The organism is Candidatus Photodesmus blepharonis (genome assembly GCF_000731795.2).
Taxonomy (GTDB): Bacteria; Pseudomonadota; Gammaproteobacteria; order Enterobacterales; family Vibrionaceae; genus Vibrio; species Vibrio blepharonis.
In genome coordinates this window covers 1-22,712 of record NZ_JGVK01000033.1, presented here as the reverse complement: position 1 = coordinate 22,712, position 22,712 = coordinate 1, and the positions used below count along the sequence as shown (strand labels likewise).

Annotated in this window: 18 protein-coding genes, 1 tRNA gene and 1 pseudogene; 8 read left to right on the top strand and 12 right to left on the bottom strand. The window is 35.6% G+C overall.

Annotated elements, in window-relative coordinates; genetic code table 11:
- Positions 1-13: 13 nt before the first annotated feature.
- The 3 genes from CF67_RS04820 to metK form a co-directional block, all read right to left on the bottom strand.
- Positions 14-568 (bottom strand): YqgE/AlgH family protein, encoded by a 555-nt coding sequence (locus tag CF67_RS04820; RefSeq protein WP_034415133.1) that lies wholly within the window; start codon positions 566-568, stop codon positions 14-16.
- A 38-nt stretch (positions 569-606) separates the two neighbouring features.
- Positions 607-1,563, bottom strand: a complete 957-nt coding sequence (gene gshB / locus CF67_RS04815) for a glutathione synthase (protein ID WP_034415131.1) — start codon at positions 1,561-1,563, stop codon at positions 607-609.
- Between the two features lie 260 nt (positions 1,564-1,823).
- On the bottom strand, positions 1,824-2,978 hold the full coding sequence (gene metK, locus CF67_RS04810) for a methionine adenosyltransferase (protein WP_034415129.1): 1,155 nt from the start codon (positions 2,976-2,978) through the stop codon (positions 1,824-1,826).
- A gap of 434 nt (positions 2,979-3,412) precedes the next feature.
- Between metK and mdh the strand changes: the two genes are divergently transcribed.
- On the top strand, positions 3,413-4,357 hold the full coding sequence (gene mdh, locus CF67_RS04805) for a malate dehydrogenase (protein WP_034415127.1): 945 nt from the start codon (positions 3,413-3,415) through the stop codon (positions 4,355-4,357).
- Positions 4,358-4,393: 36 nt separating this feature from the next.
- Here mdh and ispB read toward each other — a convergent pair whose 3' ends face one another.
- The gene (gene ispB / locus CF67_RS04800) at positions 4,394-5,338 is read right to left on the bottom strand and encodes an octaprenyl diphosphate synthase (protein ID WP_034415125.1); all 945 of its coding nucleotides are present in this window, start codon (positions 5,336-5,338) and stop codon (positions 4,394-4,396) included.
- 260 nt (positions 5,339-5,598) lie between these two features.
- Between ispB and rplU the strand changes: the two genes are divergently transcribed.
- The 4 genes and pseudogenes from rplU to folA all read left to right on the top strand — a co-directional run bounded on the left by rplU (position 5,599) and on the right by folA (position 7,972).
- The gene (gene rplU / locus CF67_RS04795) at positions 5,599-5,925 is read left to right on the top strand and encodes a 50S ribosomal protein L21 (protein WP_034415124.1); all 327 of its coding nucleotides are present in this window, start codon (positions 5,599-5,601) and stop codon (positions 5,923-5,925) included.
- A complete protein-coding gene (gene rpmA, locus CF67_RS04790; protein WP_034415120.1) occupies positions 5,925-6,182 on the top strand; it encodes a 50S ribosomal protein L27 in 258 nt (85 codons plus the stop codon). Before rplU ends, rpmA begins: the two co-directional genes overlap by 1 nt.
- A 181-nt stretch (positions 6,183-6,363) precedes the next feature.
- A pseudogene (gene cgtA, locus CF67_RS04785) lies at positions 6,364-7,404 on the top strand (Obg family GTPase CgtA); the annotation flags it as partial.
- 82 nt (positions 7,405-7,486) lie between these two features.
- Complete coding sequence (gene folA, locus CF67_RS04780) at positions 7,487-7,972, top strand: type 3 dihydrofolate reductase (RefSeq protein WP_034415117.1); 486 nt, start codon at positions 7,487-7,489, stop codon at positions 7,970-7,972.
- 18 nt (positions 7,973-7,990) lie between these two features.
- On the opposite strand, the gene CF67_RS04775 is transcribed toward folA, so the two are convergent.
- The 7 genes from CF67_RS04775 to pepA all read right to left on the bottom strand — a co-directional run bounded on the left by CF67_RS04775 (position 7,991) and on the right by pepA (position 19,383).
- A complete protein-coding gene (locus CF67_RS04775) occupies positions 7,991-8,833 on the bottom strand; it encodes a symmetrical bis(5'-nucleosyl)-tetraphosphatase (RefSeq protein ID WP_034415114.1) in 843 nt (280 codons plus the stop codon).
- Positions 8,834-8,958: 125 nt separating this feature from the next.
- The gene (rsmA, locus tag CF67_RS04770; protein ID WP_034415113.1) at positions 8,959-9,762 is read right to left on the bottom strand and encodes a 16S rRNA (adenine(1518)-N(6)/adenine(1519)-N(6))-dimethyltransferase RsmA; all 804 of its coding nucleotides are present in this window, start codon (positions 9,760-9,762) and stop codon (positions 8,959-8,961) included.
- A gap of 23 nt (positions 9,763-9,785) precedes the next feature.
- Positions 9,786-10,784, bottom strand: a complete 999-nt coding sequence (pdxA, locus tag CF67_RS04765; protein WP_034415110.1) for a 4-hydroxythreonine-4-phosphate dehydrogenase PdxA — start codon at positions 10,782-10,784, stop codon at positions 9,786-9,788.
- Positions 10,774-12,066, bottom strand: coding sequence for a peptidylprolyl isomerase (locus CF67_RS04760; RefSeq protein ID WP_034415102.1), 1,293 nt, complete (start codon positions 12,064-12,066; stop codon positions 10,774-10,776). The genes pdxA and CF67_RS04760 overlap by 11 nt, the downstream gene beginning before the upstream one ends.
- A gap of 43 nt (positions 12,067-12,109) precedes the next feature.
- A complete protein-coding gene (lptD, locus tag CF67_RS04755; RefSeq protein WP_034415275.1) occupies positions 12,110-14,443 on the bottom strand; it encodes an LPS assembly protein LptD in 2,334 nt (777 codons plus the stop codon).
- Positions 14,444-14,702: 259 nt separating this feature from the next.
- Positions 14,703-17,564, bottom strand: a complete 2,862-nt coding sequence (locus CF67_RS04750; protein WP_034415100.1) for a valine--tRNA ligase — start codon at positions 17,562-17,564, stop codon at positions 14,703-14,705.
- 307 nt (positions 17,565-17,871) lie between these two features.
- Complete coding sequence (pepA, locus tag CF67_RS04745; protein ID WP_034415096.1) at positions 17,872-19,383, bottom strand: leucyl aminopeptidase; 1,512 nt, start codon at positions 19,381-19,383, stop codon at positions 17,872-17,874.
- A gap of 201 nt (positions 19,384-19,584) precedes the next feature.
- Between pepA and lptF the strand changes: the two genes are divergently transcribed.
- Positions 19,585-20,688, top strand: coding sequence for an LPS export ABC transporter permease LptF (gene lptF, locus CF67_RS04740; RefSeq protein WP_034415094.1), 1,104 nt, complete (start codon positions 19,585-19,587; stop codon positions 20,686-20,688).
- Positions 20,688-21,758, top strand: a complete 1,071-nt coding sequence (gene lptG, locus CF67_RS04735; protein ID WP_034415092.1) for an LPS export ABC transporter permease LptG — start codon at positions 20,688-20,690, stop codon at positions 21,756-21,758. The genes lptF and lptG overlap by 1 nt, the downstream gene beginning before the upstream one ends.
- Positions 21,759-21,854: 96 nt before the next feature.
- Here the strand turns inward: lptG and CF67_RS04730 are convergent, their stop codons facing one another.
- Positions 21,855-22,337 carry an RDD family protein gene (locus CF67_RS04730; protein ID WP_034415090.1) on the bottom strand — a complete coding sequence of 161 codons (483 nt, stop codon included), beginning with the start codon at positions 22,335-22,337 and terminating at the stop codon, positions 21,855-21,857.
- A 160-nt stretch (positions 22,338-22,497) separates the two neighbouring features.
- Between CF67_RS04730 and CF67_RS04725 the strand changes: the two genes are divergently transcribed.
- Positions 22,498-22,583: transfer RNA gene (locus CF67_RS04725), tRNA-Leu, on the top strand.
- The last annotated feature ends 129 nt before the right edge of the window (positions 22,584-22,712 follow it).

Below are 22,712 nucleotides of genomic sequence, written 5' to 3'. Positions count from 1 at the left end.
ATCACTCTATCTGTTAGGCACGACCTGTTTGTGTTGATAACTGTTTGGCGTCAATTCCAAGAATTTGAATAGCTTTACGCCAACGTTCTCGAATCGGTGTATTGAAAATAACATCAGGATCAGCCTCTATTGTAAGCCACGAATTTTTTACTAGTTCGTTTTCAAGTTGACCAGATCTCCATCCTGAGTAACCCAGAGCAATGACGTAATTGTTTGGTTCAGCTTCAGTCCCTAGAACAGAGAGAATGTCCTTTGAAGTTGTTACGGAAATTTTGTCTGTCATTTGAATACTTGATTCATAATCATCTTTAGGTTGGTGAATGATAAATCCACGATTTTCTGATATTGGTCCACCGTTTAAAACTGGTTTATTTAAATTATTCATATTGAAATGGGCCTGTGTATTAGTTTGTTCGAGTATCCCAGCGATGGTGATGTTGATTGGTGCATTAATTATTAATCCTATTGCTCCATTTGCGCTATGTTCACAAATATAGACCACACTATTTTTGAAGTAGTAATCTTTAATGCCAGGCATTGCAACTAAAAAATGATTTGTTAGGTTCATAGAAATTCCGGGTAGTAAAGTAAATAAACAAAACTTGCTTATTTTAAATAATTCTTTAAGCGACGTTCAATTACATCCATAAGTTTACCTGTAATCGAAACATTAAGTGTTCTTTCAATTTCACGAACGCAGGTTGGACTGGTTACATTGATTTCTGTGAGCTTGTCACCAATAATGTCTAAGCCTACAAATATTAGTCCCTTTTTTTTCAAGGTTGGTGAAACGGCTTGAACAATTCTAATGTCACTTTTATTTAGAAGGCGTACTTCACCACTAGCTCTTGAGGTTAGGTTACCACGCGTCTCACCTATGGCGGGAATGCGTGCTAAGCAGTAAGGGAATGGTTCACCATCGATCACTAGAACCCTTTTATCGCCATTAGTGATATCAGGTACAAACTCTTGCACTATCGTATAGCGTTTTCCGTTATTAGTTAAAGTTTCCACAATAACTGAAAAATTGGGATCGTTTTTTTTTATCCAGAAGACAGAGGAACCACCCATACCATCGAGAGGTTTTAGAATAATACTATCATGATTGTTTTGGAATGCTTTTATTCTCTCTATTTTTCGAGTAACAACTGTACTTGGTATTAATTCTGGAAACCAAGTAGCGAATAGTTTTTCGTTACAATCTCGTAAGCTTTGTGGCTTGTTAATAATTAATGTTCCTTGCTTTGCTGCTTGTTCTAAAATATATGTTGCGCAGATATATCCTTTATCCACTGGAGGATCTTTACGCATCAGAATTACATCTAGTTCAGAGAGCTCTATAGTTTGCTCCGACTTAAATTGATACCAATCGACTACATTGTCTTTTAATTTGACTATTTTAGTATCAGCTATTGCTATATTTTTCTCTAGGTGTAGATCATCTATCTCCATATAGTGGATTTCATAACCACGACGTTGTGCTTCCAACATCATTGCAAAGCAGGAATTTTTTCTAGTGTCGATGTGCTTAATACAGTCCATCAAAATGCCGAGTTTAATCATATTTCTCTCCGATTATTCAATATATCTAAAATAAAACTTGAAGAAATAACAAATGGAAATTACACGGTCGTTGTCGATAATTATCGCCATATTTTATACTTTTCTCAAAGTTTTGTTTATGACGTCTTTCTAGTTTAGAATGATCGTGATGTTATATCGCCTAGATAATAGCCTTAAATCAAAATATGAGAGAATACGTTTCTTCCACAAGAAGCCGAAATTAATTAATCGAAAGTTCGTGTTAGATCGAGATTTCTGATTTACGCCAAACCGGCAAAACTCCGTAGCAATCCAATTTTATCTGTTGCTTCCCAAGGAAATTTTTCTCGACCAAAATGACCATATGAGGCAGTTTTTTTATAGATTGGTTGCAAAAGATTAAGCATTTCTTGCAAGCCATATGGACGTAAATCGAAATATTGACGTACTGCTTTAAGGATAATATCTTGCGGCACTTTTTCAGTGCCAAACGTTTCAATCATAATAGATGTTGGATTTGCCATACCAATAGCGTAAGAAAATTGTATTTCGCAGCGATCAGCCATTCCAGCTGCAACGATGTTTTTTGCAACGTAACGAGCCGCATATGCTGCTGAACGATCAACTTTCGAAGGATCTTTCCCTGAGAAGGCGCCACCACCGTGGCGAGCTGCGCCTCCATAGGTATCCACAATTATTTTGCGTCCTGTTAAACCGCAATCTCCCATTGGGCCACCTATAACAAAACGTCCTGTTGGATTAATAAAAAAATTGGTGTTTTTATTGATCCACTCAGGAGGAAGCACGGGCTTAATTATTTCTTCCATTACCGCTTCGCGTAGATCAGGAGTGGAAACTGAATCACAATGTTGAGTTGAAAGGATAACCGTATCAATCCCAACAATTTTGCCTTGATTATATTGAAATGTTAATTGAGATTTTGCATCGGGACGTAAAAAATTAAGTTTTCCACTTTTACGTACCGCTGCTTGTTTTTTAACGAGGCGGTGTGAGTAAGTAATTGGAGCCGGCATGAAAGTTTCAGTTTCATTAGTTGCATAGCCAAACATGATACCTTGGTCTCCAGCACCTTGTTCTTTTGGATCAGCTTTGTCAACACCTCGGTTGATATCTGGAGATTGTTTGCCAATAGTATTTAGGACTGCGCAGGAATCAGCATCAAAACCCATATCCGAATGTATATAGCCAATTTTTCGTAAGGTTTTTCGAGTAATTTCTTCGATATCAACCCAGGCGGAAGTAGTAATTTCTCCACCAACCATAACCATTCCTGTTTTTACATAGGTTTCGCATGCTACTCGTGCTGTAAGATCTTGTTCTAAGATAGCGTCAAGGACAGCATCGGAAATTTGGTCTGCAATTTTATCTGGATGACCCTCGGAAACAGATTCGGAAGTGAATAGGTGCTTAGCCATATAAAGCTCCAGGTATCTCGGCCTATGGCTGATTTTACCAGCCCATAACCGGTGAATGTACGGTAATACTTGAGTGTTTTCACATCCATTAAGTGCGTTCTATTTTAGTGCTTAATCTTTAAATTACAAGCTTTTGTTCTGAATTTAAATGACACTTAAAAAGATGCTTGGATTTTTAATTTAGATACAACAAGTATCCTAAATATCATAAATCTGCTCAACGTAATGAGATTACACCCTCCATTGGTGGATGAAAGATTCAATTATTTTTTTATTTTTTGCAAAGCATACTATACTAAACATTCTTTTATTCTTCTATAATCACTTTTAGCTTTTTTATTTTTTGTAGGATACTTTATCAGTAATGATTTTAATTCTCAAATTTGATGAAAATGCTATGCAACAAAAAATAATTTGACTAAGGGAGGATTACAGTGAAAATTGTTCTTATTGGTGCTGCTGGTGGCATTGGTCAAGCTTTGGCACTTCTTCTTAAGAATTATTTGCCGGAAGGGAGTTGTCTGGCTTTATATGATATTGCTCCTATAACCCCTGGTCTAGCAATTGATTTGAGTCATATTCCGACTTGGGTTGCAGTCACAGGTTATACAGGTAAGGATATTACAGTAGCTCTTGAAGGCGCTGATATAGTTCTAATTGCAGCAGGTGCCGCTCGTAAAGTAGGTATGGATCGTGCTGACCTTTTTAATATTAATGCAGATATTATAAAGTACTTGGCTGAAAAAATTGCAGGAGCTTGTCCAGAAGCCTGTATAGGAGTGATTACTAATCCTATAAATTCGATCGTACCAGTGATGGCAGGTATGTTAAAGAAGTTTTGTGCTTATGATAAAAAACGTTTATTTGGTATTACAACGCTAGATGTAATACGTTCTGAAGTTTTTGTTTCTAGATTAAAAAATAAAGATCCAAATAGTATCAATATAACTGTTATTGGAGGCCATTCTGCTGTCACTATCCTTCCTTTACTCTCTCAAATTCAGCATGTAAAATTGACGGATGAGGAAATAGAAGCACTGACTAGACGTATTCAAAATGCTGGTACTGAAGTTGTAGAGGCAAAGGTGTGTGGTGGTAGTGCGACTCTTTCAATGGGACAGGCAGCATGTCGTTTTTGCTTAGCACTTGTTAAAGCAATTCAAGGTGAAAGTAATGTGATTGAGTGTGCCTATGTAGAAGGATACAGTGAATATGCTCCGTTCTTTGCTCAACCAGTAAAATTAGGTAAAGAGGGAATCGAGACTACTTTAGGCTATGGTAATCTGAGCAGCTATGAGGCAATTGCGTTGGATAGCATGCTACGAGCGCTGAATGATGACATTAGTATTGGTATTAATTTCGTCAATAATCATCAATAGTGGTTTTTCTTCAACTGACTATAGTTTAGATTGAGATTATCTGCTGCTTTGGTTCACGGCAGCATAGGCCAGCATAACTAGAGCTTGTTTATGTTCTGATTCTGGTAAAACCGATAAGGAGGCTATGGCTTTATCCACTTCAATGAGTGCTTTTTTTTTCGCATATTTTAAAGATCCGGTTTGTTTTATAGTTGTTAAAATCTCTTTAAGTTTATCTGGACCATTTGTTTTTTCGACGATTACTTCGCGAATCAAAGAGGCTTTTTCTGGTGGGCTGTTGCGTATAGTATGCAATAGCGGTAACGTTGGCTTGCCTTCTGATAGATCATCTACACAGTCAATGACATCATCTGTTAATTGGAAAGCAATACCTAAGTGCTTACCATAGTTCCGTAACGCAATTTCTATTTCTGCAGGAGAGTTGTTTAAAATCGCGCCAATTTGCATAGCTGCTTCAAATAAGCGTGCTGTTTTTGAGTAAATTACCTTCATGTAGTTTTCTTCAGTTGTATTTGGATCGTTACAGTGCATTAGTTGTTGGATTTCACCTTCTGCAATAATGTTAACAACATTACTCATTAACTCTAGAATTCGTAATGATCCTAGTTTAGTCATCATTTGAAATGAGCGGGTATAAATGAAGTCACCAACAAGAACACTAGCTGCGTTTCCGAACGCAGTATTTACTGTTGCTTTACCACGACGCGTATCCGATTTATCAATTACGTCATCATGTAGTAACGTAGCTGTGTGAATAAATTCTATAAAAGCAGCTGATGTAGTATGAGCATCACCTTGATAACCGAGAGCTCTGGTCGAGAGAATTACCAACAGGGGTCGCAAACGTTTACCACCGCTATTGAGAACGTACAATCCTATTTTTTTTATTAGAGTTACGTCAGAACTAAGTTGCGTTTGAATCGTCTTATTCACTTTTGCCATATCGTCGGCAGTGAGTATTTGGATAGCCTTAAAATCCATCTAGAGTTACCTCTATGATACGTTGTCATTATCTTCATGAGGATAGTGAATAATACACTAAAAAACGTTTATTGACATATTATACAGAAATATGTATATAGCACTTTCTTTTAGCATTACTTTTTTCACCAATTTATTTTAAAATATTACTTGTAATGGAAGTGCATTTTTTGTAGAATTCGGCCTTTGTCGATGATTAGAGTTGATTAGTCTGCCGTGTATCTAGGTCTTTATGACAGTTTGCACGAGACGGGGTGAGTATGTACGCTGTTTTCAAATTTGGTGCTAAGCAACACCGTGTAAGCAAGGGTCAAAGCCTACGTTTAGAAAAGTTAGACGTGGAAATTGGAACGAGTGTTGAGTTTGATGAAGTTTTTTTGGTAGCCAATGAAAAAGAAGTTGTTGTTGGTGACCCTTTGGTTAAGGGCTGTAGAGTTGTTGCCAAAGTGATTCGCCATGGACGCGGCGATAAAGTCAAGATCATTAAGTTTCGTCGTCGCAAGCATTTTCGTAAGCAACAAGGGCACCGTCAATGGTTTACAGAAGTTAAGATTGTTCGATTAATGTTTAATTTGGAGGGGTTGTAATGGCGCATAAAAAGGCTGGTGGTTCTACCCGAAATGGACGAGATTCGGAAAGTAAACGTCTTGGTGTTAAACGTTTCGGCGGTGAGTTTGTATCAGCAGGTAGTATAATCGTGCGTCAACGTGGTACTAGGTTTCATCCTGGCACTGATGTTGGTGTAGGTAGGGACCATACGCTTTTTGCTCTCCGTGAAGGTAAGGTTAAATTTGAAGTAAAAGGTTTTAAAAGCCAGAAATTTGTTAGCATCGAATCAAAGTAATCTCTTTTCAGAACGAGGTTTAAGCCCTGCCAATTAGGTAGGGCTTTTAGTTTGTGTTTTAGAATCCAATATCAATTAAACGTTAGAGCATTATTTTAAAATGGATCCTATCATGACATTATAGATCTGATGAAAAATCTGCGGGTCGGTCATTCAAATTGGAAAAATATAAAAGCAAAAGATGAAATTTGTTGATGAAGTGGTAATAAAAGTTGAAGCCGGTGATGGCGGTGATGGTATTGTTAGCTTTTTGCGCGATAAATTTGTAGCAAAAGGTGGTCCTGATGGTGGTGATGGTGGTGATGGTGGTGATGTTTATATACTTGGTGACGAAAATTTAAATACCTTGGTTGATTATCGTTTCCAGCGTTTTCATTCAGGAGAGCGTGGTGGAAATGGTCGTGGTGGAAATTGTACTGGGAAACGTGGTAAAGACAGGGTATTACCTGTTCCTATTGGTACGCGCGTCATTGACGTTTGTACTAATGAAATTATTGCTGAAGTTATTGAAAATGGAAAAAAAATTATGGTTGCTAAGGGAGGTTGGCATGGTTTAGGTAATAGTCGATTCAAATCTTCAATTAATCGTGCTCCGTATCAAAAAACTGTAGGTACTAAAGGTGAAGTGCGTCAACTGCGTTTGGATCTGATGCTTTTAGCTGATGTCGGTATGCTAGGTTTGCCTAATTCTGGAAAATCCACTTTCGTTCAAGCAGTATCTGCAGCTAAACCAAAGATTGCTGATTATCCGTTTACGACATTAATGCCTCATCTAGGTGTTGTTAATGTTGTTTCTCATAAAAACTTTGTTGTTGCTGATATTCCTGGTCTTATTGAAGGTGCAGCAAGCGGTGTTGGGTTGGGTATTCGTTTTTTGAAGCATCTTGAACGTTGCAGAGTATTGTTACATATGATTGATATCACATTTGTTGAGCAAAATTATTCTCTTCAGAGTGTGTTAACAGTTGTTGATGAACTTGAGAAATACAGTCATAAATTAGCAAATAAGCCACGTTGGTTGATTTTTAACAAGATTGATTTATTGCCTGAACATGAAGTAAATACAAAGATCCAAGAGATATTAGGACTATTAGCTTGGAAAGAGGACTACTATAAAATTTCCGCAATTAATAAGTTAGGCACCAAGGAACTTTGTTGTAGACTAATTAATTTCATAGAGCGATCACCTTCTGAAAAACAAAATGAAGTCGAAGGCATGTGGAAAGGTTGCAATTATTAATTAGTGTATATTGTTTCTAACTTTTTAAGGATAGAAATCGGAAGGTTTATATAGGATTTTTTTGATGCTTATTAGTATGATTGCAGCGATGTCAGAAAATCGAACTATTGGTAAAGATAATCAAGTTCCATGGCATTTGCCAGCTGATTTCGCTTGGTTTAGGCACTGTACTATGGGTAAGCCAGTAATTATGGGACGTAAAACTTTTGATTCGATTGGACGTCCATTGGCTGGTCGAAATAACGTCGTAATTAGTCGTAATAGGATGTTGAATATTAGTGGTGTATTGACGGTTATTTCGATCGAAGGAGCATTAGCATCAGTTGCCAATTTCAATGAGGTTATGATTATCGGTGGTGCTTCTATTTATCAAGCTTGTTTACCTAAAGCAGGACGTTTATATTTGACATATGTAGAATCGAGTATTAACGGCGACATTCAGTTTCCTAATTTGGGATACGGGTGGCACATGATTTATCAAAAATACCATCAAGCTGATGTTAAAAATATGTACAGCATGCGCTTTGTAGTGTTAGAACGCCAAATCTAAAAACTAACAAGGGCACAACTATGATTTGATATTGATTAATTTTGACTGTTTGTTCAGAGCGTTTTGAGCAAAAAAAGTTTTGCTTTCCCAACATAACATAGTTAAGGTTTTTCCCCATACACACCCTGTATCTAAAGCAATAACATTACTGTCTTGATAGCCGTCTAGTCCTGCCCAGTGACCAAATAGGATTGTTTTATCTAATGGTTGACGCCAAGGTATTTTAAACCAAGGTATAAGTCGTTTATTACGTACTTCACTCGGAGGATGTTTATGCTTCATATCGAGTTCTCCGTTAGAATAGCAAAACCGCATTCGAGTAAACGCATTAATGGTATAGCAGTAGTGTTTAATTCCTGATAGAGTGTTACTCCATACTTTTTGGGTAGTGTGAGTATACATATTTTTAATAAGCCAAGGCCAACTTTTTTGTTTCTGAAGTTGTTGTTCTACTTCTCGGGCAGCCGCTCTTGCTTTGGAAAGAGTCCATTGTGGTGAAATACCGGCATGGCATACAATGAATTCTTCATGTTCGGCCATTAGTGGTTGAAAACGAAGCCAATTAAGTAGCTCTTGTTTATCTTCAGAAAATAAAATTTTAGAAGTTTTATCTTTCTTTTCAATCTTTTTTACACCAATAGATACAGCTAATAAGTGTAGTTCGTGATTTCCTAAAACAACTCTGGCTGCATTTCCTAGATTTTTTATAAATCGAAGAGTTTCTAGGGATTTTGGACCTCGGGCGATAAGATCTCCTGTTAACCATAATGTATCTTTGCTGGGATCGAAGGAAGCACAACTCAGCAGCAGTCTTAGCTCATCAAAGCAACCTTGAACATCACCTACGATATAGTTTGACATGAGCAGATCTCAATTAATTAAAATATTCGACACACTATAGAATGTGTAGAGTGTAGATTTTATCTTCAAAAAATTCAGCTTACTGCATATTAGCATAAGAATCAGTTTTTTATTTCTGAATTGGATTAGCGATCCATATCTAACCAATTAGCTATTTCAACGAATTCTTTCAGGGTTAAATTTTCAGGTCTTATGTTTGGATTTATACCTAATTTTTGCAGTATTTTTATATCAAGCAATTCCTTATAGCAATTACGAATCGTTTTACGTCTTTGATTAAAAGCATAGCGGCAAACACGATTTAGCCATTTAAGACTAGTGGCAGGATATGGTAGGTTGTCATGTAATATTAAGCGAACAAATGCTGAGTTTATTTTAGGTTTAGGAAAGAATGCTGTTGATGGTATTTCTAATACTGGGACTATTTTACAGTAGTACTGTGTCATTACGGTTAGGCGGCTATAAGCTTTATTTCCTGGTTGTGCGGCTAGGCGGTTTACTAGCTCTTTTTGTAAGGTAAAGTGCATATCTTGAATATTTTTATGAAATTTGAATAAATGGAATATAAGCGGAGTAGAAATGTTATAAGGTAGGTTACCGAAAATACGTAGTTTATTATTTACCCTCATTAGTTTTGTAAAATTGAATTGCATTGCGTTTTCTTCATAAATGGTAAGTTTATCTTTTAATATAGGGTGGTTACGCAAACGTTTAGTTAGATTATGATCCAATTCAATAACAGTAAATTTATCAATTTTTTGGACGAGAGCTTCTGTTATAGCGCCCAATCCAGGGCCAATTTCTACTAGATTTTCACTAGATTTAGGATCTATTGAGGATACAATAGCATTAATAATATTGGGATCATGCAAAAAATTTTGCCCTAAGTGCTTAATGGCTTTATGTCCTAAGTAGACGTTGTTTCTCATATTTCTCTCAAATTTTGATTTTTTTAAAAAAATGTATTTGTTTTTTTATCTACTAATTCAATTGCATGAATTAGTGCTGCTTTAAAACTTTCTATATTTGCTATCTTTTTTCCTGCAAGTTCAAGCGCGGTACCGTGATCTACTGAAGTTCTTATAAAAGGTAGACCAAGAGTAATATTTACTAACCGGCTAAAACTTTTGTATTTTAAGGCAGGTAGTACTTGGTCATGGTACATACCTAGTATAATGTCTGCATTTTGCAAGTGTTTGCTGTTGAAAATAGTATCAGCTGGTAACGGGCCTATTATATTTATATCTTGTTTGCGAATTTTTTCTAATGTGGGTGTAATAATTTCGATTTCTTCTTTTCCAAGAAAACCATTTTCCCCTGCATGTGGATTTAAACCACATACATAAATCGACGGTTTTTTGATTGCAAATTTTTCTACTAATTCTTTATGAATTATATGAATTGTTTTCTCCAATCTATCTTTTGTGATTGCTTTAGGTACAGAAGCTAATGGTATATGTGTGGTAACTAACGCTACTTTTATATTTTTAGTAACCAGCATCATTACGGCCAATGGTGTATTAGATTTTTTAGCAAAAAATTCGGTATGTCCGGTAAATTCGATACCAGCTTGGTTAATTACTCCCTTATGGATAGGACATGTAACAATTGCATCAAATTCACAATTTATGCAGCCTAAGATGGCTTTTTCTAGTATATTTAATACATAGGGACTATTTCTTTTGTTAAGCTTTCCTGTGGTGACGGTGTGCTCGAGAGGAATATGAGCAACAATTAACTGTCCTGCTTTTTTTGTTTTAGGTTTTAGTTTGGAGTTGTAATCCATTAATTCAACATCAATACCTAGAAGTTGAGCACGTTCAGTTAATAGTCCTTTGTCTGAAAAGACAATTAGTTCATGCGGAAATTTTTGAGTTGATTGGGCTAGTACTAGGTCTGGTCCGATGCCAGCAGGTTCACCTGTGGTGACAGCAATTCGCTTAATTGTCATGTGATTCATCTTTTATGATTTTAACAAAGGCACCTGCACGAATTTCATGTATCCATGCTTTCGCTTTTTCATTGAATTTACGATCGAACAGGATTCGATAAGCTTTATCTTTTAGCGCATTATGCGTATAATCGACCTCGCGCCGATTTAACACCTCTAAAATATGCCATCCATTAGCAGTTTTGAATGGTTTGCTAATTTGACCAATGGGTAGCTGCTCAATTTGATTTTTAAATTCTGGTACGTATGAATCAGAAATTCGGTAACCCAGTTCACCACCTTGTGCTGCAGAATTGAGATCTTGACTGTACTGTTCTGCAATCTGAGCGAAGGTTGCTTTATCTTCACGGATAATGCGAGTAAACATGTTCAGTTTTTGTTGCACGTTTTTGTCACTCAAAATTATACTTGGTTTGATGAGGATATGACGAGCATTTATTTCCGTTGCCATAACTGTTCTTCGGCTTTTAATATCTTCAATTTTTAAAATATGCAATCCAACACTACTGCTAAACGGACCGATAATAGTACCTTTATTATGTAATTCAATTTGATTAGCAAAGATACTTGGCATGTTTTTTTTACGCATCCATTTCTGACTATTTTGTAATATCCCAGAACTGCTGGAACAATTATAAGCTGCAGATCGAAAATGAGCACCTTGCTTTAGCTCTTTAATCAATTTTTTTGTTTGTTTTTTAATTTCGTCCTTATCTTGTTTATTGTTAAAACAAAATTGAATATGGCTTATTTTGTATTGTACAGAGTCTTCAACCTCTTGAATTAGAATATCGGCTAAATTATTTATTTCAATTGATGATATATGAATGCGACGACGAACCAACGTATTACGCACTATATTTATTGCAATCGCTTTACGCACTTGTTCTCGAAAAATTTTATAAGAAAGCTTTTCCTTAGCTACATTAGCAACAAATTCATCAATGTTTTGTTTGTTTTCTTGGGCTATTTTAGTAATTGTATCATTTAAATGGTTATCGTTTACATGTATACCAATACGTTTAGCTTCTTGTTCTTGAATACTATCAACAATAAGTTTTTCAAGCATTTTCTGCTTCAACAATTTTTTTTCAGAAAGAGTTTGTACATTTTTTATTCTATTAATGTTTGACATTTTAAGTATTGTATTGACATCACTTTGTAGTACTACTTCTTTATTAACAACAGCTAAAATGCGATCAAGTTCTATAAGTTGTGCTATAGCTGGTGTGGTATTAATTATCATAACCAAGCTAACGAGGGTACATTTCAAGAATTTCATTGAGCATCCTATTAAAGTCTCAATAATTGATAAAGTGTAAAAACTAGTTATTTAACAGGAATGGTCGAGCATATTTTAATGTGTTATCTGCATTATCGATACCTATGATTCCTGAATCAGAACCTATATTTGTACCAAAACCTGTAATACCAAAGTTAATGCTAAAATTATTTTCGTATATAGGGGTAAGGTTTGGATAATTGATAAGCCAGTTATTTTTATCTTCCCAACCGCGAAACTGATTGCTGTACGTCAAGCCAATATACCAACAGTTTGATTGATACCCTAGACTAGCCAGCCATTCTAATTCTTGGCTAGTTGTAAGATCATAAAAGTATTGTACATTGGTTCGCCATTTAGAATTTATTTGGTACTGTCCAAATAGACCTAATTGTGATATTCCAGATTTAGCGATTTCACTAAGTTGTTTTTCAGAGTAACTAAGATTTTTTTCAATGTAATTTTGGCTAACATAGCGGTAGTTGGTCTGCAAGTAACCACTGTTAAAGCGATATTCTAAAGTACTGTTACCTAATTGTACCTCATTAGTATCAACATCGTATTGAATACCACCATGATAAAAAAAATAATCATCATAATTGAAATTCGTTTCAATAGCCCAAGCAGAATAATTAGAAATTGCTGAATTTTGATTAGGGTTGTGTGATTTTTCGGAATTTTGTTCTAGATAAAACACTTGGCCAAAAGAAATATTAAGGCGTTCTTTGTGAAAGACATCAAAAAATCGAGAAGAAGCGCTATAACTAAACTTATTAGCTCCAGCTATTTCATCAACACTGCTGAATTTTCTCTTGCTAAAAAAATTATAGTAATCCGTTTGAAGAAGAGCGGTATCATATTTAACTATATTTGATTGTTCTTTTTTCGGTACGTATAAATATTGAACTTGTGGTTCTAATGTTTGAGTATAGCCACTGAAAATTTTGTTATCTCGTTCAAATGTAATACTAGCGTGTGTACTCAATTCTGGGATTATTCGTATGATATTTTCCTCAGAATTAGAGTTTGCAAGCGAATTATTTTTTTCTTGATAAAATGTTCCCAGCAAGCGAGCTTCAGTCGTCCAAACACCCCATGTATTAGCAATTGGAATGGTGAATCCTGGTTCAATGTGTATACGGATGGATGAGGGTTTTTTTTCATCATCAGTATCAAAGCGTGATATGTGACTAATTAGATCAAAGTCTAAGTATTTCATTAGAGCAGGAGTATAGTAATGGAATTGAAATTGAGGTATCAAACGGTATGGTGTACTATTTTCCGTAAGTGTTTGAAAATCACGTACTAGAATGGACACATCCCAATTGTCAGAACGGTATGTTACTTCAGTTTCTTGAGTTAGTTGACCATCTTTTCGGTTGCCAACACTTGAATCTATGTCAGTGAAATAAGTAATATCACCTACTTTTGAGTAATCGACTTTAAACTTCCAAGTTTCTTGAAAAATTCCATTGTGCTTATATTGAAATCCCCAACGTTTTCTCTTATTCAGATATTTTTTATCATTGGGGAAAAATTCTGAATCTATACTACCTGAGCCAAAACTAGATAAGTAACGAAATTTACTGTTGATTTGAAAATCACGTTCTTGCATATATTTGAATATGGTTTTTAAGTCGTAGTTTGGGGCAAGATTCCAGTATATGGGTACCTCTGTTTTAAATCCATTACTTGAACTATAAGAAACCGTTGGATATAAAAATCCTGTTTTGCGTGTATCTCCGATTGGAATAGTTAAAAGTGGAAGGTAAAAAATAGGCAGATTTCTAATTTCAAAGCGAGGGTTATAGAAAGTAACTTCTTTCTTATTCGGATTAATATTAATTTTTGATGATCTTATACGCCAAGCATTAGAATTTAGCGAGCAGGAAGTAATAAAGCCATCTTCAATTTGGTAAATAGTTTTTTCTGTTTTGGAGATATTAACTGCTTCTCCACGTCCTGGTTGACACAAAAAACTGTATTTGGTGTTTTCTATAAACATAAAGTTGGTATTGAGATGATTAGTTACTTTACTAGAGACCGTTTTGAGTTCACCATCACTGACGTGTACGTTGCCTTCTGCAATAACGATATTGTCTTTTTGGTGCAGTGTGACGCTATCTGCTTGAATACGTTTTTTACCTTGTACTATCACAACATTACCATTGTAGGTAACCGTCTCGCCATTTATAGACTCTAACGAATCTGCTTCGATGTTAATGGGTAATTCATTGATATTTTTTGGCTCTGATTCATTTATTAAGCATTCCTCCATGGAAAATATTTTTTGTTCGTTATCATCACCTAACATTAACTTTGCTTGAATTTGAGGAATAGTTAAAATGGTTAAAATAGTTAATAGGAAACGTGAAATCAAGTTGTACTATCCTGTTGAATTGTCGTTTATAAAGAGACAAAAAAGTGGATACTAATAGAACTATTGCTATCATAATGGGAATGAAAGCCACATAAACAATCTGTAATTTCTACGAAATGTTTTTTATAGATTAGAGATTGAAATACAAAAACAGTCAAATTGTAACTTTACATACAGTATCACCTTACCTAAGGATAGGTTGCTATCGTATTATCCAATAAGAAATCGAAATATCCGTATACATCTTTTGGATGACTTATTTTACGATACTTTTAACAGTTGTTTTTTGTTTTTCAAGTTTCATTAGTTTTTCCCTATAACTTTCAAGTTTTTTTTGTTCTTTTTCTACAATTTTTTTTGGTGCTCTACTAACGAAATTTTCGTTATTTAATTTATTTAGAACACGCTTTATTTCATTTTGAATCCTCCTTGTTTCATTTTCTAAACGATTAAGTTCTAAGCGTGTATTGATAAGACCTGTCATAGGAATCAATAATTCGGCTTTATCAATAAGCACTGTTGCACATGGAGGAAGCTGATCCATTTTGGTTACAAGTTTTATGTGATCTAGTTTAGCAAGTGATATTAAAATTTCACGGTTTGTTTCAAAATCAATTGAACATTGCTTATTTAATATCAACATTACACTTAATGGTTTAGCCGGTGCGATATTATATTCTGAACGCAGGTTTCGAACACTAGTAATGAACATTTTTACCCACTCGATATTATTTAGAGCACTCTGGTTGAAGTTAGTTCGATTGTACTGAGGAAAAGATTGCAACATAATAGTGTCGCCTTTAATTTCTTTTAATAGAGGTTTGACATTTTGCCAAATAGATTCAGTGATATACGGGATAATTGGATGTGCAAGACGAAGTGTTTTTTCTAGTACTGTAATTAATGTGTTACGTGTGGCACGTTGTTGTATTTCTGTACCTTTATGTAGAATTGGTTTAGTCAGTTCAAGATACCAATCACAGAATTGGTTCCATATGAATTCATAGATAGCCTTTGCTGCCATGTCTAAACGGTAGTTATTTAAGTAGGCATTAATTTTTTGTACAGTCAGTTCAAATTGAGATTGAATCCATTTATCAGTTAATGAATATACAAGCTGCATAGTCGATTCAGAACCGCAATCTTGATGTTGTGTATTCATTAGAACGTAACGGCTTGCATTCCAGAGCTTATTACAAAAATTTCGGTAGCCCTCAAGACGTTTTATATTCCAATTGATGTCTCGCCCTGTAGAAGCCATTGCTGCAAGAGTAAAACGTAGTGCATCAGTGCCGTAGGGTTTAATACCATTTTTGAAGTTTGTACGTGTATTTTCTTCAATTTTTTTTGCTAATTTTGGTTGCATCATGTCATTACAACGTTTTTTAACGAGAGATTCTAGATCAATGCCATCGATTATATCGATTGGATCAATAATGTTACCTTTTGATTTGGACATTTTATTACCATTCTCATCGCGGAGTAGACCTGTCATATAAACTTTTTTGAATGGTATTTGCGGTTTTTTATCTTGATCTTTAATAAAATGCATAGTCATCATAATCATACGGGCAACCCAGAAAAAAATGATATCGAAGCCAGATACTAAAACATTTGAGGGATGGAAGATTTTTAAAGCTTTGGTGTTGTCTGGCCATCCCTGAGTAGCGAATGTCCAAAGAGCGGATGAGAACCAGGTATCAAGGACATCACTATCTTGATTTAAAGATATACTTGGAGCTATGTTGTTTTTTCTACGTACTTCTTTTTCGCTACGACCTACATAGATTCTACCTTCTTTATCATACCATACTGGGATACGATGCCCCCACCAAAGTTGACGAGAAATGCACCAATCCTGAACATTGTGCATCCAGGAGAAGTACATGTTTTCGTATTGTTTTGGAATGAATTGAATCTTTTTATTTTTTACTGCTTTAATAGCAGGTTCCGAAAGTAATTTCGTACGAATGTACCATTGATCAGTGAGTCTTGGTTCGATAATTACAGCGCTGCGATCACCATAAGGAAGAGTTAGATAGTGTTCTTTAATTTTGTCGAGCATGCCTAAATTTTTGAATTCAGCAATGATGTTTTTTCGTGCAACGAAACGATCCATACCATGATATTTTTTAGGAAGTTTCGTACTATATATGTTACTTTTCTCGCCGTTAGTTGTAAAAATTTCAGCTGAATCGCAGATTGTAGCATTGTAAGTTAGGATATTGATCATCGGTAAGTTATGGCGTTTGCCAACCTCATAATCATCAAAGTCATGCGCTGGTGTAATTTTTACGCAACCCGTACCTTTTTCTGCATTAGCGTGAGTATCACCGATTATCGGAATTAATCGATTGACTACCGGAAGCAGAACTCTTTTTCCGATTAAAGAATTGTAGCGGGAATCTTTTGGATTGATTGCAATGGCTGTATCACCAAGAATGGTCTCTGGTCGAGTTGTTGCGACAACAATGTAGTTTTTATTATCCAGCGTTTTTGCGCCGTTGAACAATGGGTAACGAAGGTAATACATGTAGCCTTTCATGTTCTTGTTTTCAACTTCAAGATCAGAAATTGCGGTGCAAAGTTTGGGATCCCAATTAACTAAGCTTTTGCTACGATAAAGCAGGTTTTCTTCATAAAGACGTATGAATGCCTCTTGAGTAGCAGAAGAGAAACCATCGTCCATAGTAAAACGCTCACGATCCCAGTCTACGGAAGCGCCAAGACGGCGTAGCTGTTGTGTAATATTTCCGCCAGATTTTCTCTTCCATTCCCAAATTTTATCAATAAAACCGTCGCGACCAAAACAATGTTTAGTCTTGCCTTCTTTTTCAATGTTGCGCTCAACAATCATCTGAGTAGCAATACCAGCATGGTCGCTTCCTACTTGCCATAAGACATTTTTTCCTTTCATACGTTCAAAGCGGATGAGTGTATCCATAATAGTAGTTTGAAAGGCATGACCCATATGTAAATTACCTGTAATATTTGGCGGTGGAATCATAATACTATAAGCTGTTTTAAATGTATTATAGTTTGCTTTAAAGTAGCCTTTTTCTTCCCAAATTTGATATATGATTTGCTCTATTTTTTCTGGTTTATATGTCTTTTCCATAGTGTTCTTAAAATGGTTAGTTGAGTTTAAATTTGGATTGTAGGTATGAGATTACTATCGTTTGATTGTTCAGATTGCAGACACAGCAAACAAATTCGTTATGTTAGACGATAGTTGCATAAACCAACAAGTATTCTTAAATTCAAATCTTGAGGTTGTTAAAACAACTAAGTTTGAATTGTCTAACTTTCAGTTAGATATTTCAAAAAAATTTGATCTTCATAACTATAAAAGAAGCAGCGACAATATCAATTATGGAATACAACGAAACAAAATAGACTTGCTAGTACTGTTTTAAAACCGAGATCTACTCTTCTACGTCTTGTTCGCTACGATTCAATAAAAATTGGACAAGCATTGAGACTGGGCGACCTGTTGAACCTTTTGTTAACTTTGATGATTTCCAAGCCGTTCCTGCAATGTCAATGTGTGCCCAATTGTATTTTTTAGCAAACTTAGACAAAAAACAGCCAGCTGTGATTGCACCAGCTGAAGGGCCACCAACATTTGCTATATCGGCAAATGGGCTCTTCAGTTGTTCATGGTATTCATCTGTCATAGGCAATCGCCATGCACGATCGCTTGCTTGTTCAGATGCATTGATCAGTTCATGAGAAAGAGGATTGTGATTTGACATTATTCCACTAATATGGTGCCCAAGTGCGACAACACATGCACCTGTCAGAGTTGCAATATCTATCACGCAGTCAGGCCTAAAACGTTCAACATAGGTTAAGACCTCACAAAGCACTAAGCGTCCTTCGGCATCTGTATTTAATACTTCGACTGTTTGGCCTGACATAGTATCCAAAATATCACCTGGACGGTAGGCATTACTGCCAGGCATGTTTTCGCAACCAGCGAGAACACCCACAACATTAATTGGTAAGCCTAGTTTGGCTAACGCTTTCATTATGCCAAAAACGGATGCTGCACCGCAAACGTCGTACTTCATTTCGTCCATGTTACTACTTGGTTTAAGGGAAATACCCCCTGAATCGAAGGTAAGTCCCTTCCCTACCAAGACAATTGGTTTGATATCGTTAGCTAGGCTACCTTTATACTCTATGACAGACATTACAGATTTATTCTTGGATCCGCGACCTACTGCAAGATACGAAGACATGCCCAATTTTTCCATTTCTTCTTCATCAACAACTGTCGTAGTGATAGTTTCATAACTATTAGCTAAATTAGACGCTTGGCGTGCCAGGTAAGCTGGATTAGCGATATTTGGTGGCATATTTCCAATATCTTTTGATGCTTTAACACCGGATGCAACAGCAAGACCATGAAAAACCGCTTTTTCACCTTGGTTTAATTCACGACGGGTAGGTACATTGAAAACTAGTTTACGTAATGGACGACGAGTTTCTGGTTTAGTGCTTTTGAATTGCTCAAAAGTATAAAGGCCGTCTATGGTTGCTTCAACTGCTTGACGAACTTTCCAATATGTATTACGACTTTTAACATGTAACTCAGTAAGAAAACATACGGCTTCCATAGAGCCCGTTTCATTCAACGTACTAATGGTTTTTTGAACAATTTCTTTATATTGACGATCTCCAAGTTCACGTTCTTTACCACAACCAACAAGTAAAACACGCTCTGAAAGCACACCTGGTACTTGATGTAAAAGTAACATTTGTCCTGATTTACCTTCTAAATCACCACGGCGAAGTAGCGAGCTAAGGTAGCCATTACTAATTTTATCTAATTGTTCAGCTACCGGAGAAAGGCGACGTGGTTCAAATACCCCAATAACAATACACGCGCTACGTTGTTTTTCTGGGCTGCCACTTTTTACACTAAACTCCATGCGTACTCCTAAGATACTATGATTAAGGAAAAGAACTAAGTGTTAGACAAGATTCATTCATTTGTTGCATTCTTAGCTTAGCGTAAGAGCCAACTTTAAATGAGTCAAACAACAACATAGTGAGTTATTTTTAAAATGTAAAGCCTAAATAAAGTATATTGATTCAAATAAAAAAACAAGTTTTGTATAGGAAATTTTAGTGTGATTATTATTAGATATTTGATCTATGAGACGCTCAAGAGTCAGTTTGCAATATTTTTCGTATTTTTTTTGGTGTTTTTAAGTCAAAAATTTATAAGAGCTTTGGCATCGGTGTCTGATGGAGAAATTCCTGCGAAAATGGTTTTGTCAATTATTAGCTTTAGCATACCAGCGATGGGATTATTGATGTTACCCCTTAGTTTGTATATAGGTATTTTATTAACTTTTGGTCGTTTGTATGCTGAAAGTGAAATTACTGTCATGAATGCAACAGGTATTGGGAATGCATTTTTAATGCGTGCTGCGTTATATTTAGCAGTCATTACTGCTAGTGTCGCTGCGTTTAACTCATTTTGGTTAGCACCCTGGAGTGCAGATAAGGAAGCACAGTTAATGGAACAACTAGCGTCAGAAAATAACGTAGATTTAGTAAAAAAAGGTAGTTTTCATCGTACACCTGATGGTTCCTCTGTTATTTTTATTGATGAGATTCAAGAGAAAAAATTAAAAAATGTTTTTATCGCGCAAATACGTCCTAAAAACTCTACTTTACCAAGTATACTTTTTTCCAACTCAGGTGATATTAAAATTACCAGCGATGGTCGGCAGGTGATCACTATGTATCAAGGCAGACGTTATGAAGGTGTACCAACTCGTGTTGATTATCGGATTACTAAGTTTGATGAATACGAAGGGGTAATAGGACAGCGTGGTACCAAACGGAAAGGAAGAGCTTGGGAAGCTATTCCTACACTAGAGCTTCTTTCTAACCCTGTTGCTCAAGCTCGAGCTGAGTTACAGTGGCGTATATCATTAGTGTTATCTATTCCATTATTGACAATATTAGTTGTACCTTTAGCAACAGTAAATTCAAGGCAGGGACGCTTTGGCAAAATCGGACCAGCTATACTAGTTTATTTAGCTTATTTTTTGTCGATTAGTGCCATTAAATCAGCAATCGAAGATAGTTCTATTTTTAGTTTTATTGGTATGTGGCCAGTTAATATAATACTTTTCATTGCTGCCGTAGGGATAAATATTTTAGACAGTACACCAGTTAGAAAATTTAAAGATAAAATAAGATACAAGAGGATAGCGAATTAGTGTTTAAAATTTTAGATTTATATATTGCTAGAACAATAATGTTGACTATTTCGCTTGTATTAATTACTTTCGTTAGTTTGTCTAGTATTATCAAATATATAGAACAATTAAGAAAAGTAGGTGATGGTACTTATGATTTATTACAGGCTTTATTTTTCGTAGCACTCAGCATTCCTCGTGATTTAGAAATTGTTTTTCCAATGGCAGCCTTAGTAGGAGGATTAATCGGTCTTAGTGTTTTAGCAGAAAATTCCGAGCTAGTAGTGATGCAGGTTGTGGGTTTTTCAAAGCTCAGTATTGGTTTTTCTGTACTTAAAACTGCTGTACCATTAATGATTATTGTAACTTTGCTTGGTGAATGGGGGGCACCGCAAGCGCAAAAAATGGCGCGTGATTTAAGATCTATTGCTATCTCTGGTGGTAACTTGATTTCATTTCGGATCGGAGTTTGGGCTCGTGATAGCAACGATTTTATTTTTATGGGTAAAGTGGAAAACGAAAAAATTTATAATCTAAGTATGTGGTGTTTCGATAATGAGAAAAATCTTGAGTTAGTTATACATTCAAAAGAGGTAAACTTTATTACCAATAATGAATGGGAAATGAAAAATGTTCAAATTACTGATCTGCGTAATAGCATTGAAATTTCAAAAAAAATACTGCCGACTTATCGTTGGAAAACATCTCTTTCACCTGATAAATTAGCTGTAGTAACAGTAAAACCTGAAGAATTATCTCTAAGTGGTTTATATGATTATATCATCTATCTAGAAGCATCAGAACAAGATTCATCGCGCTATCAATTAGCTTTGTGGCGTAAAAGCATAGAGCCTTTTTCTGTAGCAGTAATGATGTTAATGGCAGTATCATTTATTTTTGGCCCGTTACGTGGTGCAGCTATGGGTTCCAGAATTTTGTATGGTGTAGTTGCAGGGTTTATTTTCTATATTTGTAATGAATTTTTTGGTCCGATGAGTTTAGTTTACGGCATACCGCCAGTTTTAGGAGCAATTACTCCTAGTATTGTTTTTTTGTTTACGGCAGTATTTTTTTTACAACGAAAGCTGTAATTGCAAGGCAAAGATTAGAGTTAAACTTTTACTAAAACTGCTGATGTTGGTATAGATTAATATAATCGCTCCTAGGAATCATTTGGGTACTGTTATTTAGACAGAGTTATCGTTTAAAACAACAATTTTAGTTTTTGACCAAATATCATGACAGGGTTGTTTTTGAGAATTGAAAAGGATTGTTAGGTTCGCTAAACCAAAGAGAGAAGTACTTAAGCGGATCAGAGCTTGTGTTACTGTAATAGGGTTACCATTTTTTGCATTGCGTATATGTAGTTTCCAGGCACGCATACCTAAAGTTTGTCCTGCTTGTGTCCAAAAGAAAACAAAAAAATAGATCCAAATTATTGCTAGATAAAAAGTAAAAAGTTGACTTAATAAAGGGTGTTCGCTAAGCAAGCCTGCAGCATCACGATATTTATCATAGCTTAATAGTTCCATGGTATTAAGTGCGGAAATGACTGCGACTATAATGCCAGCTGCCATGATTTCAATAGAGATGATAAGGAGAAAATCATAAAAAAGAGCTCCAAGGCGACGGGTTAGACTTGCATGAGAGAAAGAGCTTAAATGAGTCATCAGGTGTTTATTATTTTTGTGAAAAAATAGCTGATATTGAATATTAAAAAGCGCGCATTCACTTTACAAGAAATTAAGAATATTAAAAAGAAGATTTTAGGACTTTTACTTACTTGTATGTGAAAACTCTTTGGGTATAATAGCATCCGAGTAAAAAGTTGCCGGTGTGGTGAAATTTGGTATACACGACGGATTCAAAATCCGTTGCCTTAGTGCTTAGCGGTTCAAATCCGCTCACCGGCACCATGTTTTCAGCGAATATAGTGCTTTTTGACAAATTAGGTTATCGAAATGCGGTTAATTTTTTATATGTAAAAAAGTATTTGACACAAAACCTTATCTCGCTAGAATGACCGTTCGCTTTGAGAGGAAAGC